General features: G+C 65.8%; 11 protein-coding genes. 5 read left to right on the forward strand and 6 right to left on the reverse strand.

The window, feature by feature from the left end; all coding sequences use genetic code 11:
- Window positions 1–6: 6 nt before the first annotated feature.
- Both QFZ91_RS12905 and murU read left to right on the forward strand, forming a co-directional pair.
- Entirely contained in the window at window positions 7–1,074 is a 1,068-nt protein-coding gene (locus tag QFZ91_RS12905) for an aminoglycoside phosphotransferase family protein (protein ID WP_429567458.1), read from the forward strand.
- A 3-nt stretch (window positions 1,075–1,077) separates the two neighbouring features.
- Window positions 1,078–1,791 carry an N-acetylmuramate alpha-1-phosphate uridylyltransferase MurU gene (gene murU / locus QFZ91_RS12910; RefSeq protein WP_429567459.1) on the forward strand — a complete coding sequence of 238 codons (714 nt, stop codon included), beginning with the start codon at window positions 1,078–1,080 and terminating at the stop codon, window positions 1,789–1,791.
- Window positions 1,792–1,794: 3 nt separating this feature from the next.
- On the opposite strand, the gene QFZ91_RS12915 is transcribed toward murU, so the two are convergent.
- Window positions 1,795–3,693 (reverse strand): ABC transporter ATP-binding protein/permease, encoded by a 1,899-nt coding sequence (locus tag QFZ91_RS12915; protein WP_368594723.1) that lies wholly within the window; start codon window positions 3,691–3,693, stop codon window positions 1,795–1,797.
- A gap of 205 nt (window positions 3,694–3,898) precedes the next feature.
- Between QFZ91_RS12915 and QFZ91_RS12920 the strand changes: the two genes are divergently transcribed.
- Both QFZ91_RS12920 and QFZ91_RS12925 read left to right on the forward strand, forming a co-directional pair.
- Window positions 3,899–4,294 (forward strand): acyl-CoA thioesterase, encoded by a 396-nt coding sequence (locus QFZ91_RS12920; protein ID WP_176122442.1) that lies wholly within the window; start codon window positions 3,899–3,901, stop codon window positions 4,292–4,294.
- A 121-nt stretch (window positions 4,295–4,415) separates the two neighbouring features.
- On the forward strand, window positions 4,416–5,027 hold the full coding sequence (locus QFZ91_RS12925; protein WP_429567460.1) for a glutathione S-transferase family protein: 612 nt from the start codon (window positions 4,416–4,418) through the stop codon (window positions 5,025–5,027).
- A 64-nt stretch (window positions 5,028–5,091) separates the two neighbouring features.
- On the opposite strand, the gene QFZ91_RS12930 is transcribed toward QFZ91_RS12925, so the two are convergent.
- Together QFZ91_RS12930 and QFZ91_RS12935 are read right to left on the reverse strand one after the other, a co-directional pair.
- The gene (locus QFZ91_RS12930; RefSeq protein ID WP_429567461.1) at window positions 5,092–8,271 is read right to left on the reverse strand and encodes a sensor domain-containing protein; all 3,180 of its coding nucleotides are present in this window, start codon (window positions 8,269–8,271) and stop codon (window positions 5,092–5,094) included.
- 220 nt (window positions 8,272–8,491) lie between these two features.
- Window positions 8,492–8,968 carry a nitrate reductase associated protein gene (locus QFZ91_RS12935; RefSeq protein ID WP_013088389.1) on the reverse strand — a complete coding sequence of 159 codons (477 nt, stop codon included), beginning with the start codon at window positions 8,966–8,968 and terminating at the stop codon, window positions 8,492–8,494.
- A 158-nt stretch (window positions 8,969–9,126) separates the two neighbouring features.
- Here QFZ91_RS12935 and fdhD point away from each other — a divergent pair, with 158 nt between their 5' ends.
- Window positions 9,127–10,011 carry a formate dehydrogenase accessory sulfurtransferase FdhD gene (gene fdhD / locus QFZ91_RS12940; protein ID WP_429567462.1) on the forward strand — a complete coding sequence of 295 codons (885 nt, stop codon included), beginning with the start codon at window positions 9,127–9,129 and terminating at the stop codon, window positions 10,009–10,011.
- Window positions 10,012–10,079: 68 nt separating this feature from the next.
- On the opposite strand, the gene QFZ91_RS12945 is transcribed toward fdhD, so the two are convergent.
- From QFZ91_RS12945 to QFZ91_RS12955, 3 genes are all read right to left on the reverse strand, one after another.
- Window positions 10,080–10,850 (reverse strand): enoyl-CoA hydratase, encoded by a 771-nt coding sequence (locus tag QFZ91_RS12945; protein ID WP_429567463.1) that lies wholly within the window; start codon window positions 10,848–10,850, stop codon window positions 10,080–10,082.
- A 117-nt stretch (window positions 10,851–10,967) separates the two neighbouring features.
- Window positions 10,968–12,167, reverse strand: coding sequence for an acetyl-CoA C-acyltransferase (locus tag QFZ91_RS12950; RefSeq protein ID WP_368588529.1), 1,200 nt, complete (start codon window positions 12,165–12,167; stop codon window positions 10,968–10,970).
- Window positions 12,168–12,192: 25 nt separating this feature from the next.
- On the reverse strand, window positions 12,193–14,628 hold the full coding sequence (locus tag QFZ91_RS12955; protein ID WP_429567464.1) for a 3-hydroxyacyl-CoA dehydrogenase/enoyl-CoA hydratase family protein: 2,436 nt from the start codon (window positions 14,626–14,628) through the stop codon (window positions 12,193–12,195).
- Between the last annotated feature and the right edge of the window lie 105 nt (window positions 14,629–14,733).

A 14,733-nucleotide genomic window follows, 5' to 3' on the forward strand; every position in this document is an offset into this window, starting at 1 on the left:
CTTTTCATGACGCTGCCTTCCACCCAAGACTTCACCGACACCCGCCTCTCCCTGCTCAAGGCCTGGCTGCAAGGCCACGCGGCGCGTCATGCGCTGGAGCTCGACACGATCGTTCCGGCCTCGTCCGACGCCAGTTTCCGCCGTTATTTCCGGCTCGCCGGTAAGGCGCCGCAAGGCAACGGCGCGGCCACGCTGATCGCCGTCGACGCGCCGCCGCCCGAAAAATGCCGCGAATTCGCGCAGATCGCGCAATTGCTCGACGCCGCCGGCGTGCACGTGCCGCGCGTGCTCGAGGTCGACTTCGACTCGGGCTTCATGCTCGTCACCGATCTCGGCACCGCGTCCTACCTCGGCGCGCTGACCGACGCGCAGGCCGCGGGGGACACCCGCGCGGCCCGCACGCTGATGCGCGACGCGCTCGACGCGCTAATCCGCTGGCAGCTCGGCTCGCGCCAAGACGTGCTGCCGCCGTTCGACGAAGCGTTCCTGCATCGCGAAATGGAGCTGATGCCCGAGTGGTTCATAGGCCGGCACCTTGGCCGCGAGGTCGATGCCGCAACGCGCGCGCAGCTCGATCGCACGTTCGCGCTGCTGATCGCGAGCGCGCGCGCTCAGCCGCAAAGCTTCATGCTGCGCGATTTCATGCCGCGCAATCTGATGATCGCCGAGCCGAACCCCGGCGTACTCGACTTCCAGGACGCGGTGTACGGGCCGATCACGTACGACGTCGTGTCGCTGCTGCGCGATGCGTTCCTCAGCTGGGAGGAGGAGTTCGAGCTCGACTGCTTCGTGTACTACTGGGAGCGCGCGAAAAAGGCCGGCCTGCCGGTCGATGCCGATTTCGGCGAGTTCTACCGCCAGCTCGAATGGATGGGGCTGCAGCGGCACATCAAGGTGCTGGGCCTCTTCTGCCGCATCAACTACCGCGACGGCAAGGCGCATTACATGAAAGACCTGCCGCGCTTCATCGGCTATGCGCACAAGGTGGCCGAGCGTTACGCGCCGCTGCGCGGGTTCGCGAAGCTGCTCGACGACCTCGAAGGCCGCGCGCAAGAAATCGGCTATACCTTCTGACCGATGACGATGTCCGTGAAGAAAGCGATGATTTTTGCCGCGGGCCGCGGCGAGCGCATGCGTCCGTTGACCGACGCGTGCCCGAAGCCCTTGCTCGAAGTGGGCGGCAAGCCGTTGATCGTGTGGCAGATCGAACGGCTCGCGCGGGCCGGCATCCGTAGCATCGTGATCAATCATGCGTGGCTCGGCACGCAGCTCGAAGCCGCGCTCGGCGACGGTTCGCGCTGGCAGGTCGAACTGCGCTATTCGCCCGAGCAAGAGGCGCTGGAGACCGCGGGCGGCATCGCGCAGGCGCTGCCGCTACTGACCGACGACGGCACAGATCACGTGTTCGTCGCGGTGGCCGGCGACGTGTACACCGAGTACGACTACGCCGCGCTGCATGCGCACGCCTGCGCGCTGCAGGCGTTGCCCGAGCCCGGCATGCATCTGGTGATGGTGCCGAATCCGCCGTTTCACCCGAACGGCGACTTTGGCCTCGTCGACGGCGTGCTGTCGCTCGACACGCAGCCGCGCCTCACGTTCGGCAGTTTCGGGCTGTACGACACGCGCATGTTCCGCGATCTGCCGCGCGGCACACGGCGCGCGCTGAGCCCGTATTACCGCGCGACGATCGCGCGTCGGCTCGCGAGCGGCGAGCTGTACGAAGGCGTGTGGGAGAACGTCGGCACGCAGGCGCAGCTGGAAGCGCTCGATCGGCTGCTGCGCGCGCGCTGAGCTTTACTTCGCCGTGCTCTCGCCGGCCCCGACCGCTTCCGCCCTTTCCACCGCGTCGGTGGTCTGCGCGGCGCGCTGCTGGAGCGCCCACATCTGCGCGAACAGGCCGTTCGCGCGCAATAGCTCGGCGTGCGTGCCTCGCTCGACGATGCGCCCCTTGTCCATCACGATGATCTGCTGCGCGTGCACGACCGTCGAAAGCCGGTGCGCGATGATCAGCGTCGTGCGTTCGCGCGCGATCAGGTCGAGCTCATGCTGGATCGCGCGCTCGGAGCGTGAATCGAGCGCGGACGTCGCTTCGTCGAATAGCAGGATCGGCGGATTCTTCAGGATGGTCCGCGCGATCGCCACGCGCTGCTTTTCGCCGCCGGACAGCTTGAGCCCGCGCTCGCCGACCGGCGTGTCATAGCCCTTCGGCAGACTCTCGATGAACTCGTGGATATGCGCGGCGCGCGCCGCCGCGATCACTTCATCGCGCGTCGCCGACGGCCTCCCGTACGCGATGTTGTAGTAGATCGAGTCGTTGAACAGCACCGTGTCCTGCGGCACGATGCCGATCGACGCGCGCAGCGAATCCTGCGTGACATCGCGAATATCCTGCCCGTCGATCCGGATCGCGCCGCCCGTCGCACGGTCGAGATCGTAGAAGCGGAACAGGAGCCGCGCGAGCGTCGACTTGCCCGAGCCGCTGTGGCCGACCACCGCGGTCGTCGTGCCGGCCGCGATCGTGAAGCTCACGTCGTGCAGAATCGGTCGCGAAGACTCGTACGCGAAGCTCACGTTATCGAAACGAACCTGCGCACCGCTCACCCGCAAGGCCACCGCATTGGGCGCATCGGGCACCTCCTGCGGCGCGCCGAGCAGCGTGAACATGCGGTCCATGTCGGTCAGGCTTTGCTTCAGCTCACGATAGACCACGCCGAGAAAATTCAGCGGGATATACAGCTGCAGCATGAACGTGTTGATCAGCACCAGGTCGCCGAGCGTCAGGCGCCCGGCCATCACGCCCTGGGTCGCGCGCCACAGGATGAACACGAGCCCCGTGCCGATGATCGCCTGTTGCCCGAAGTTCAGCGCCGACAGCGAACGCTGCGACTTGATCGCCGCCGCGCGATAGCGCTTCAGGTTCTCGTCGTAACGGCTCGCTTCCCACTCCTCGTTGCCGAAGTACTTGACGGTCTCGTAGTTGAGCAGCGAGTCGATCGCGCGCGAATTCGCCTTCGAATCGAGCTCGTTCATCGTACGGCGAAAGTGCGTGCGCCACTCGGTGACCTTCACCGTGAACGCGATGTACGCCGCGAGCGCGATGAACGTGACGATCGCGTAATAGGCCTCGTATTTGACGACGAAAAAGCCGAGCACGAGACCGACTTCGACGAGCGTCGGCAGGATGCTGTACAGCGAATAGGAAATCAGCTGCGTGATGCCGCGCGTGCCGCGTTCGATATCGCGCGACATGCCGCCCGTCTGCCGCTCCAGATGAAAGCGCAGCGACAGCCCGTGCAGATGACGAAACACTTTCAGCGCAAGCTGGCGCACCGCGCTTTCCGTCACTTTCGAAAACAGTATTTCGCGCAGCTCGGTGAAGAACGACGTGGACAGCCGCACCACTGCATACGCGACCACCAGCAAGCCGACGCCGCCGAGCAGCACGATGCCGGGCGCGTCCTGCGCGCGGCCGAGCGCGGTCAGATGGCGGATCGACGCGAGACTGTCGACGATATGCTTCATCACGATCGGCACGCCGAGGTTCGCGACCTTCGCGCCGATCAGGCAGCCGAGCGCGATGCCGACTCGCCATTTGTAGGTTGCAAGGTATGGCAGCAGCGACAGGATGGTTTGCCAGTCGTTGCGGGGTCCGGTGGAAATCGGCGAGGGTTCTGACGAAGGAGCGCGGCGCATAAATCGTGGGGAGAGTGTGGAACTGCCGGAGTTCGCAGCGGCGCGGCTCGCGCGCCTGGCTGGGCGCTTTCCCGTACAATTCCTGATCCCCCGTATTGTCGCAGAAGCCAGCTGGCGGCGCTTTCCGCGGCCTGTGGCCGGGCTGGCCCAGCCGTTCGGGCCGTGCGCGTCAATACACTCGAACACGTTTCCCAAGGATGTCCCGATGACCGATCTTCTTCAACTTCCTTCCAAGCCTTGCGCGCTGCGCGTGATGCCGCAGCCGTCGGACGCGAACATTCACGGCGACGTGTTCGGCGGCTGGATCATGGCGCAGGTCGACATCGCCGGCTCGATTCCGGCAAGCCGTCGCGCGAATGGACGGGTCGCGACGATCGCGGTCAATTCGTTCCTGTTCAAGCAGCCGGTGTTCGTCGGCGACCTGCTGAGCTTTTACGCGGATATCGTGAAGACCGGCAATACGTCGGTGACGGTGTCGGTCGAGGTCTACGCGCAGCGGATGCGCCTGTCGCAGGAAGTCGTCAAGGTCACGGAAGCGATCCTCACCTACGTCGCCACCGACAGCGACCGCCGTCCGCGCGCGCTGCCCGCGCTGGACTGAGCCAGCAAGGATGCTTAAGCTAGCGGTTCCATGCGTCACGCGCCGCGCCACCCGCTAGCCGTTTCAGCCGATCAGCGCACGAGGCCGGGCGCCCGATTGTCGCTCTTCTAATGGATACGTGATGAAACTGATCGGAATGCTCGACTCGCCGTACGTGCGGCGCGTCGCCATCTGCATGAAGCTGCTCGCGCTCGACTTCGAACACGAGTCGATTTCCGTATTCCGCACCTACGAGCAGTTCGCGAAGATCAACCCGGTCGTCAAGGCGCCGACGCTCGTCGCCGACAACGGCGCGGTCGTGATGGATTCGACGGTGATCCTGCAGTATCTGGCGACGCTCGCCGGCCCCACCCCGCTGTTCCCGACGCAAGCCGACGCGGCGTTGCGCGCCGCGCGTCTGACGGGTCTCGCGCTCGCCGCGTGCGAAAAGAGCGTGCAGATCGTCTACGAGCGCAATCTGCGACCGCAGGAGAAGCAGCATGAAGCGTGGGTGGAGCGCGTGCGAGCGCAACTGCTCGCCGCCTATGCCGAACTCGAACGCGAGTTGGGCGAAGGGCCGCTGCCGGACACGCAGCAGCAGTTCAGCGCGGCGGACGTGGCCGTCGCCGTCGCGTGGCAGTTCACGCACATGATGCTGCCGGAGGCCGTCAGCAAGGCAGATCATCCGCGGCTCGAGAAATTTTCCACGTTCGCGGAAAGCCTGCCGGTATTCAAGAACACGCCAGCGGAGTGACCGGCGTTTGACGCGACACGCGGTGACACGCGGCGCCCCCTGGGCGCCGCGCGTCACGCTCCCTTCACGCCGGCTCCAGCTCCGGCACCAACCCGCCGTGCAGCAGTTCGGAGATCCCTTCCGTCGATAGCGGCTTCGCGAAATAGAAGCCCTGCATCTCGTCGCACGCGCGTTCCCTCAGGAAGTCGAGTTGCGCGGACGTTTCCACGCCCTCGGCGATCACCTGCAGCTTCAGCGAATGCGCGAGCGCGATGATCGCCGACGTGATCGTCTCGTCGTCGCCCGACACGCCGATATCCGACACGAACGAGCGGTCGATCTTCAGGCGGTCCACCGGAAAGCGCTTCAGATAGCTGAGGCTCGAATAGCCGGTGCCGAAGTCGTCGATCGCGAGACCGATGCCGAGCGCGTGCAGTTCGTTGAGCATCAACACCGCTTCTTCCGCATTGCGCATGATCGTGCTTTCGGTCAGCTCGAGTTCGAGATACTTCGGTTCGAGCCCGGTCTCGGCGAGCACCTGCATCACGAGCTTCGCGATGTCGCGCTGCTGGAACACCCGCGCCGACAGATTCACCGACACGCGCGCCGGCGGCAAGCCCTGATCCTGCCACGCCTTGTTCTGGCGGCACGCCTCGCGCAGCACCCACTCCGACAGCGGCCCGATCAGCCCGCTTTCCTCGGCAAGCGGAATGAACGACGACGGCGGCACGAGGCCGGCCTCCGGATCGCGCCAGCGCACCAGCGCCTCGATGCCGACGATCTGGCCGCTGACGATATCGACCTGCGGCTGATAGTGCAGCAGGAACTCGTTGTCGCGCAGCGCGCGGCGCAGGCGTCGTTCGAGATTCAGGCGCGCGCCCGCGCTCGCGTTCATCTCCGGCTGATAGAACTGGAACGTGTTGCGGCCCATGTCCTTCGCGCGGTACATCGCGACGTCGGCCTTCTTCATCAGCGTTTCGGCGTCCTCGCCGTCCTGCGGGAACAGGCTCGCGCCCATGCTGCAGCCGACGTACAGCTCGGTGCCGTCGAGCCACACCGGCTCGGCGATCGACGCGCGCACGCGCTCCATCCACGTGATCAGCGATTGCTCGTCGACGGTGTCGGTCATCACGATCACGAACTCGTCGCCGCCGTGGCGCGCAACCGTGTCGCTGGTGCGCGAGCAGCGCGCGAGCCGTTCGGCGACCACGCTGAGCAGCCGGTCACCGACGCTGTGGCCGAGGCTGTCGTTGACGTTCTTGAAGCCGTCGAGATCGAGGAACACGACTGCCACGCCCGTGTGATGCCGCTGCGCGACGACGAGCGCATGTTCGAGCCTGTCGCGCAGCAGGTTGCGGTTCGGCAGCCGCGTGAGGCCGTCGTAGTTGGCCTGGTATTCGAGCTGCTCCTGGTAGCGGATCAGCTCGGTCACGTCGTTGATGACGCCGATATGATGGGTGATCACGCCTTCCGCGTTCGGCACCGGCGCGATGAACAGCTGATTCCAGAACAGCGCACCGTCCTTGCGATAGTTGCGCACCACGGCGCTGACCTCCCGATTCGCCGCGAGCGCCTCGCGAATCAATGCGACGCCCTCCTGGTCGCGGTCGTCGCGTTGCAGCACGCGGCAGTCGTGACCGATCACCTCATCGAGATCGTAGCCGGTGATACGCATGAACGCCGGATTCACGTATTCGATCAGATTGCCCGACGGCGACGGCGCGGTGATCAGGATCGCGTTGACACTCGCGTCTAGCGCACGGCTTTGCAGACGCAGCGCGAGATCGGCGCGCTTTTGCTCGGTGATGTCGGTGTACGAGCCGAGCACGCCGATCACCTGGCCGTCGCCGTCGGTGAACGGCAGCTTGCTCGTGACCCTCGTGCGATGCACGCCGTCGATCACGAAGTCGACCTCGAAGTTCATCTTCGGCACGCCGGTGCTCGCGACTTCGCGATCGTGCTCGTTCAGCAGGTCGGCGAACGCGCGCCACGGCAAATCGGTGTCGCTCTTGCCGATCACCTGCTCGGGATACGCGAGCCCCGCGTCGCGCGCGAACGCCATGTTGCAGCCCAGATAGCGCGAGTTCAGATCCTTCCAGAAAATCCGCTGCGGAATGTTGTCGATCACCGCTTCGAGCATCTGATTCGAGCGCAGCGCTTCGGCTTCGGCGTTGATCTGATCGGTCACGTCGTCCGCCAGCACGAACGACGCGTCGCGGCCCATGAAGCTGAGCGCGTGATACGACACGTTGACGCTGATGATCGAGCCGTCGTTGCGCCGATGCCGCCAGATGCCCGCCATCGTGTGGCTCTGGCGCAAGTCCGCGCTGCGCGCCAGATGCTTCTCGAGGCGCGCAACTTCGGAATCAGGGTGAATCGCGCGGATCGTCATGCCCAGAAACTTGCTTTCCGTGTAGCCGTATTGCTCGATCGCGGCAGCGTTGACGGCGAGAAAGCGCAGCGTATCGCGATCGAAGATGTACATCGGCACTCTGTGGTCGTCGAACAGGCTGCGAAAACGCTCGTCGTTGCGCGCCAGCGCGCGGGCGCTGCGCAGCTTTTCACGCGCGCTGTTCTCGCGCACGCCGAACGTGAGCATCAGCAGCACGCTGCCGCAGAGCATCGTCACGAGCAGTACGAACATCGCGCGCTGGCTGTCGCTCGCCGATGCCGCGAGCGCGATCTGCAACGAACGGTTTTCGTCGCTGCGCAACGAGGCGAGCGCGGCTTCGACACGCTCTAGCGAGGGGGCAAGCTGCGGGTCGGACGGCGCGGAGTCGACGGATGCGTCGAATCGCGCGTCGTCGTGGGCCGAGATCGGTGCTTCGGTCGATGCCGCGCCCGACGTCGCGCTGGCCGCGCCGGGTAAGTCGCTCGCGTGGTTGCGCAGCGTGTCCTCGAGATCGTGCTGCAGCGCGTGCCGCGCCGCGCTCAGGCTGGCGAGCGCCGCCGACATGGACGGTTCGCTCGCGAGTTCGTCGCGCAGTGCATCCTCGCGGCTCGCGAGTGTGTTCGTCATCGAAGCGGCCGCGTCCGGCGGGACCGGATCGCCCGACTCCCTCAGGCGGTGCACCGCGGCGAGCGCTTTACCGAGCGCGGCGTGATAGGCATCGAGGTTCTGGCGCACGCTGGTCGAGCGCGCGAGGCGCGCATCGGCGTCTCGCTGCCCGCGAATCTGCGTGTACGCGACGAACGCGTTTGCACCGACCGCGACGACCACGACCGCAATATTGATCAGCAGTCGCTTCGACAAAAAAGGATTCATGGGTTCCGAACGTCAATCGTTCCGAGGGCGGGAAAGCGCGCTCGCTACCGGTGCGTCGGGCCGCATCGATGCAAATCTTTTACGCGCCAACCTTTGGATATCGGCAGTGATCGGAAGCGGGTTGAGGGTCGGCGTGAAAAAAATCTGAGGATTGGGGAAGTTGCGGAGCCGGCCGCGCCTAGCCGGCCGCGCCTAGCCGGCCGCGCCTAGCCGGCCGCGCCTAGCCGGCCGCGCCAAATTCCTTCATCGCCGGGACGAAATCGTGGTTCGCCTCGGGCTTGCGCGACAGCTTCGCGAGCACGTAACGTTTGAATGGATCGAGCTCCGCCCAGCGCGCGACGCTCGGCGCGGCGAGTCCGGCGAGCCCCGCCTGATGCGCGACGCCGTCGGGCACGCTGTCGGTTTGTCGCCAGGCCGGCGACTCCTCCGGCGTGAACCACTCCGGTTCGATGTTCGCGTGCGTGCGCAGCATCTCGAACAGCGCGTGATCGAAATTCGGTTCGATCTGCGTGTCTTCTTCGACCGGGAAACGCGCGAGCAGCTTGCGGTCTTCGAGCGGCAGTTGCTGCCACTGCGCGAGCGTGATGCGCAGCCCGAACCGGTCGAGATTGAAGCGCACCGACATCGGGATATAAGTGAAATTCTCCGAAGACGCGACTTCGAAGTCGAACAGAAGCGGTGCTTCGTTGAGTCCCATGTCAGTGCTCCTTGTCGGTGGCGGACAGCGTACGGGCGTCGCTTGAGGTATTTTAGAACCTTATTCGCGCGACGGCGGCCCGCGCGGCGGCGGCCGCTAAGCATACGGCGAGCCGGGCGGGCACTTGGATGCGCGGCATGCCACAGGAGTGAAGCAGCTTGAACGGACAGGAAAACGGACGTGCAACCGAGGCGGCAAACGGCCAGCCCCACGACCTCGACAGCGACGAACAACCCGGCGCGGTGCAACTCGAGGTGCGCCGCCATCGGGGCACGTCGACCGAAACCGCCACCGATCACGTCGGCCAGGAGTGGCCGGTCGCGCTGGTGTTCAACGGCATCTCGCACGCGGTGATGATGTGCACGCCGCGCGATCTCGAAGCGTTCGCGGTCGGCTTCGCGATTTCCGAGGGGATCGTCGAGCGCGGCAGCGATATTCAGGACATCGAGGTCGAACTGCACGGGCACGGCGAACTGCCGCATGCCGAGGTGCAATTGCAGGTCGTGCAGCAGGCGTTCGCCGGTTTGAAGGAAAAGCGCCGCGCGCTCGCCGGGCGCACCGGCTGCGGCGTGTGCGGCATCGAAAGCATCGATCTGCTCGATCTGAAACCGCAGCGTGTACCCGACACCGGCTTTTTGCAGCGGCTCGCGCCCGATGCGATAGCGCGCGCCGCGCGCGCGCTGCCCGAGCACCAGGCGCTCACGCGTTTGACGGGCGGCCTGCACGCGGCCGCGTGGTGTGATGCGCAAGGCGCGATCCGTTATGCGTTCGAGGACGTCGGCCGCCACAACGCGCTCGACAAGCTGATCGGCCAGCTCGTGCTCGATCGCACTGATACGCGCGACGGTTTCGTGTTTCTGTCGAGCCGCGCGAGCTACGAACTGGTGCGCAAGGCTGCGCGCGTCGACGTGCCGATGGTCGCGACGATCTCGGCGCCGTCGTCGCTCGCGATTGCGATTGCGCGCGAGGCGGGCGTGCGGCTCGTGAGCTTCTGCCGCGAAGGCAGCTACGTCGATTACGACACGTGGCAGCCGCGGGTTTGAGCGATTGAAGCGCCGCAGCGGCGACTCACGGCTAACCCGCCCCGAAGCACGGCTGCGCCGTACGTCCGTCAGTCGAACTGCCGGAAATCCGGCTTGCGCTTCTCGAAGAACGCCTTGAAAGCCTCCCGCGCCTCGGGCGCGAGCAGCATCTTGCCGAAGTGCACGAACTCCTCGGTCATCTGCGTCTGCACTTCCTGTTGGCTCGCGCGTTTCATCAGGCTCTTCGTCACGCGCAGCGACGACGCCGGCAGCGCCGCCAGCTTCGCAGCCTGCGACGCCGCGAACGCGTCGACTTCGCCCGCCGGCAGCACGCGATTCACCAGGCCCATCCGGAGCGCTTCCGCCACGTCGAACGCCTCGCCGAGCAGCAGTTTTTCCGCCGCCGCCTGATAGCCGGCTACGCGTTGCAGCAGCAAGCTCGACGCCGCCTCCGGGCACAGCCCGAGTTGCGTGAACGGCAGCGAAAAGCTCGCGGTGTCGGCCGCGTAGACCAGATCGCAATGCAGCAGCAGCGTCGTGCCGACGCCCACCGCCGGCCCCGCGACCGCCGCCACGAGCGGCTTCTCCGCCGCGCTGATCGCGCGCAGGAACTGGATCACCGGGGGGTTGCCGCTGACCTGCGGCGTCTTCATGAAGTCTTCGAGGTCGTTGCCCGCGCTGAAAATGCCCGCGCTGCCGCGAATCAGGATCGCGCGCACCGACGCGTCGCCCTGCGCTTCTACGAGCGTGTCGGCCATCGTCTGATACATCGCGGCCGTGATTGCATTTTTCCTGCCGGGCCGGTTGAAGCTGATGGTCAGCACCGCATCGGCGCGCTCGATCAGAATATCCGTCGTCATCCCGCTCATCTCCTTGTGCTCCTGCTGAATGTAAAAACGGTTCGCAAGCCGGGTGGCCTGCGAACCGTTGCGCGGTCCTCGCTGGATCACCGAAGGATCCCCGGTGAGATCAGCGGCTCACAGACGCTCGATGATGCCCGCCGCGCCCATGCCGGTACCGACGCACATCGTCACCATGCCGTACTTGTAGTTGCGGCGGCGCAGGCCGTGCACCACGGTCGCCGCACGAATCGCGCCCGTCGCGCCGAGCGGATGGCCCAGTGCGATCGCGCCGCCGAGCGGGTTGATCTTCGATGCATCGAGGCCGAGGTCCTGGATCACCGCGAGCGACTGCGCGGCAAACGCCTCGTTCAACTCGATCCAGTCGAGGTCGTCCTGCTTCAGGCCGGCAGCCTTCAGCGCGGCCGGAATCGCTTCCTTCGGGCCGATGCCCATGATTTCCGGCGGCACGCCGCGCACCGCGAAGCTGACGAAACGCGCGAGCGGCGTCAGGTTGAACTGCTTGAGGATCTTTTCCGACACGACGATCAACGCGCCCGCGCCGTCCGAGGTCTGCGAACTGTTGCCCGCCGTGACCGAGCCCTTGTTCGCGAACACCGCGCGCAGCTTCGCCAGGCCCTCCATCGACGTGTCCGCGCGGGGGCCTTCGTCGAGCTTCACCTCGCGCGTTTTCACGTTGATCTCGCCGGTCGCGAGATCGGGCACGCGGTCGGTGATCGTGTACGCGGCGATTTCGTCGTTGAATTCGCCGGCTTGCTGCGCGGCGATCGCGCGGCGGTGCGATTCGACCGAGAACGCGTCCTGCGCTTCGCGGCTGATCTTCCAGCGCTCGGCGACCTTCTCCGCGGTCAGACCCATGCCGTACGCGATGCCAACGTCTTCGTTGCGATCGAAGATATGCGGCGACAGCGACGGCTTGTTGCCCATCATCGGCACCATGCTCATCGATTCGCAGCCGCCCGCGATCATCGCGTCCGCCTCGCCGACGCGGATGCGGTCCGCGGCCATCGCGAGCGCGGTCAGTCCCGACGCGCAGAAGCGGTTCACCGTGACGCCGCCGACCGTGTTCGGCAGACCGGCGAGCAGCGCGCCGATCCGCGCGACGTTCAGGCCCTGCTCCGCTTCCGGAATCGCGCAGCCGACGATCGCGTCTTCGATCACGCCGGTGTCGAGGCCGGGCACCTGAGCGACGGCCGACTTGATCGCGTGTACCAGCAGTTCATCCGGGCGCGTGTTCCTGAACATGCCGCGCGGCGCCTTGCCGATCGGCGTGCGGCTCGCGGCGACGATATATGCGTCTTGCAATTGCTTGGCCATTTCGAGTTCCCCTTCAGTCGCCCGCTTAGTTGCGCACCGGCTTACCGGTCTGCAGCATGCCCATGATCCGTTCCTGCGTCTTCTGCGTGCCGAGCAGCTCGACGAACGCACGACGCTCGAGTTGCAGCAGCCATTCTTCGTCGACGAGGCTGCCCGCTTCGAGGTCGCCGCCGCACACCGCTTCCGCGATGCGGCTCGCGATGAGGAAATCGTGATCGCTGATGAAGCGGCCGTCGCGCATGTTGACGAGCGACGCCTTGATCGTCGAGATCGCCGAGCGGCCCGCGACCGGCACTTGCGTCGCGCGCAGCGGCGCACGATAGCCCGCAGCAGCAAGCGCGCGCGCTTCCTTCTTCGCGACGTCGAGCAGTTCGAACACGTTGAAGACGATCGTGTCGGACGGCTTCAGGTAGCCCATCGCGCGAGCATCGAGCGCGGAGGACGACACCTTCGCCATCGCCGCGTTCTCGAACGACTTCTGCAGGAACTTCAGCAGATCGTTGGTCGCGCCGACCTGGCTTGCCGCTTCGGCCGCGCGCAGCGCCGCTTCCTTCAGGCCGCCGCCCGCCGGCACCAGACCCACGCCGACTTCGACGAGACCCAGATAGCTCTCGATGTGCGCGACGCGCTTCGCGCTATGCAGCGCGAGCTCGCAGCCGCCGCCGAGCGCGATGCCCGAGATCGCCGCAATCACCGGCACGTTCGCGTACTTCACGCGCAGCATGCCCTGCTGGAAACTCTTCACGAACGGCTCGATGCCCTTCGCGCCGCCCATCATGAACGCGGGCATCGCTTCTTCGAGGTTCGCGCCCGCCGAGAACGGACCGCCCGGCGTGCCGAGCTTCAGCGACGTGGGCTGCCACACGACGAGGCCCTTGTAGTCCTTCTCGGCCAGTTCGATCGCCTGCGTCAGACCCTCGATCACCGCCGGTCCGATCGTGTTCATCTTGCTCTTGAACGACACGATCAGCACGTCGTCCTCGCCCGCGCGATCGTCGACCCATGCGCGCACCGCATCGGTCTCGAACAGCGTCTTGCCGTAGGTCTTCGGATCGGCGCCGGTTTCGCCGACGAGCGGCGCGCGGAACACCTGCTTCTTGTACACGTCGAGCGACGAGCGCGGCACGAAGCTCTGCGTAGCCGGCGACCAGGAACCTTCGGCCGTGTGCACGCCGCCCTTGTCGGCGACCGCGCCTTCGAGCACCCACGACGGCAGCGGCACGTCGGCGAGCGCCTTGCCCGCCGCGATGTCTTGCTGCACCCACTCGGCGACCTGCTTCCAGCCGGCCGTCTGCCAGCCTTCGAACGGGCCTTCGTTCCAGCCGAAGCCCCAGCGGATCGCGAGATCGACGTCGCGCGCGTTGTCGGCGATCGACTCCAGATGCACGGCGATGTAGTGATAGACATCGCGGAAGATCGACCACAGGAACTGCGCCTGCGGATGCTGCGTTTCGCGCAACAGCTTCAGGCGTTCGGCAGCCGGACGCTTCAGGATGCGGCCGACGATTTCGTCCGCCTTGCCGCCGCCGTCGACGTAGTTGCCGGTCTTCGGATCGAGCACCTTGATCGCCTTGCCTTCCTTGCGGTAGAAGCCGGCACCGCTCTTCTGGCCGAGCGCGCCTTTCTTCACCAGTTCAGCTAGCACGGCCGGCGTTTCGTAGACCGGCAAGAACGGATCGTCCGGCAGTGTGTCCTGCATCGTCTTGATCACATGCGCCATCGTGTCGAGACCGACCACGTCGGCGGTGCGGAACGTCGCCGACTTCGCGCGGCCGAGGCGCGCGCCGGTCAGGTCGTCCACCTCGTCGAAACGCAGGCCGAACTTCTCGGCTTCGGCGATAACCGCGAGGATCGAGAAAACGCCGACGCGATTCGCGATGAAGTTCGGCGTGTCCTTCGCGCGCACGACACCTTTGCCGACCACGCTGGTCAGGAAGGTTTCGAGCTGATCGAGAATTTCCGGACGCGTCGTCGCGGTCGGGATCAGTTCGGCCAGATGCATGTAGCGCGGCGGATTGAAGAAGTGCACCCCGCAGAAGCGCGCCTTCAGTTCGTCCGAGAAACCTTCGGACAATGCGGTAATCGACAGCCCCGACGTATTGGTCGCGAAGATCGCGTTCGGACCGATGTGCGGCGCGACCTTCTTGTACAGGTCGTGCTTCCAGTCCATGCGTTCGGCGATCGCTTCGATCACGATGTCGCACTCGGCGAGCTTTTCGATGTCGTCGTCGTAGTTCGCGGGCTGGATGTATTGCGCGTCGTCCTTCACGCCGAACGGCGCCGGCGACAGCTTCTTCAGATTCTCGATCGCCTTCAGCGCGATGCCGTTTTTCGGGCCTTCCTTGGCGGGCAGATCGAACAGCAGCACGGGCACCTTGGCGTTGATCAGGTGCGCGGCGATCTGCGCGCCCATCACGCCGGCGCCGAGCACGGCTACCTTGCGAATGATCAGATTGCTCACGTCGTTTCTCCGGAGAGTTGTGCGGTGGCGCGAAGCGTCAGCCATGCTTCGCGCGAGGTGTGTGGTCTGGAGCGAGGCAGCGCGGGTTCGCTGCGCGCGGGCGCC

This window comes from Paraburkholderia sp. JPY419, from assembly GCF_050435705.1.
Lineage (GTDB): Bacteria > Pseudomonadota > Gammaproteobacteria > Burkholderiales > Burkholderiaceae > Paraburkholderia > Paraburkholderia youngii.

Excerpts from the sequence above, each read along its gene's own strand:
- QFZ91_RS12905 (WP_429567458.1), top strand. The coding sequence starts at position 7 with ATGACGCTGCCTTCCACCCAAGACTTCACCGACACCCGCCTCTCCCTG.
- murU (WP_429567459.1), top strand. The coding sequence starts at position 1,078 with ATGACGATGTCCGTGAAGAAAGCGATGATTTTTGCCGCGGGCCGCGGC.
- QFZ91_RS12915 (WP_368594723.1), bottom strand. The coding sequence starts at position 3,693 with ATGCGCCGCGCTCCTTCGTCAGAACCCTCGCCGATTTCCACCGGACCC.
- QFZ91_RS12920 (WP_176122442.1), top strand. The coding sequence starts at position 3,899 with ATGACCGATCTTCTTCAACTTCCTTCCAAGCCTTGCGCGCTGCGCGTG.
- QFZ91_RS12925 (WP_429567460.1), top strand. The coding sequence starts at position 4,416 with ATGAAACTGATCGGAATGCTCGACTCGCCGTACGTGCGGCGCGTCGCC.
- QFZ91_RS12930 (WP_429567461.1), bottom strand. The coding sequence starts at position 8,271 with ATGAATCCTTTTTTGTCGAAGCGACTGCTGATCAATATTGCGGTCGTG.
- QFZ91_RS12935 (WP_013088389.1), bottom strand. The coding sequence starts at position 8,968 with ATGGGACTCAACGAAGCACCGCTTCTGTTCGACTTCGAAGTCGCGTCT.
- QFZ91_RS12945 (WP_429567463.1), bottom strand. The coding sequence starts at position 10,850 with ATGACGACGGATATTCTGATCGAGCGCGCCGATGCGGTGCTGACCATC.
- QFZ91_RS12950 (WP_368588529.1), bottom strand. The coding sequence starts at position 12,167 with ATGGCCAAGCAATTGCAAGACGCATATATCGTCGCCGCGAGCCGCACG.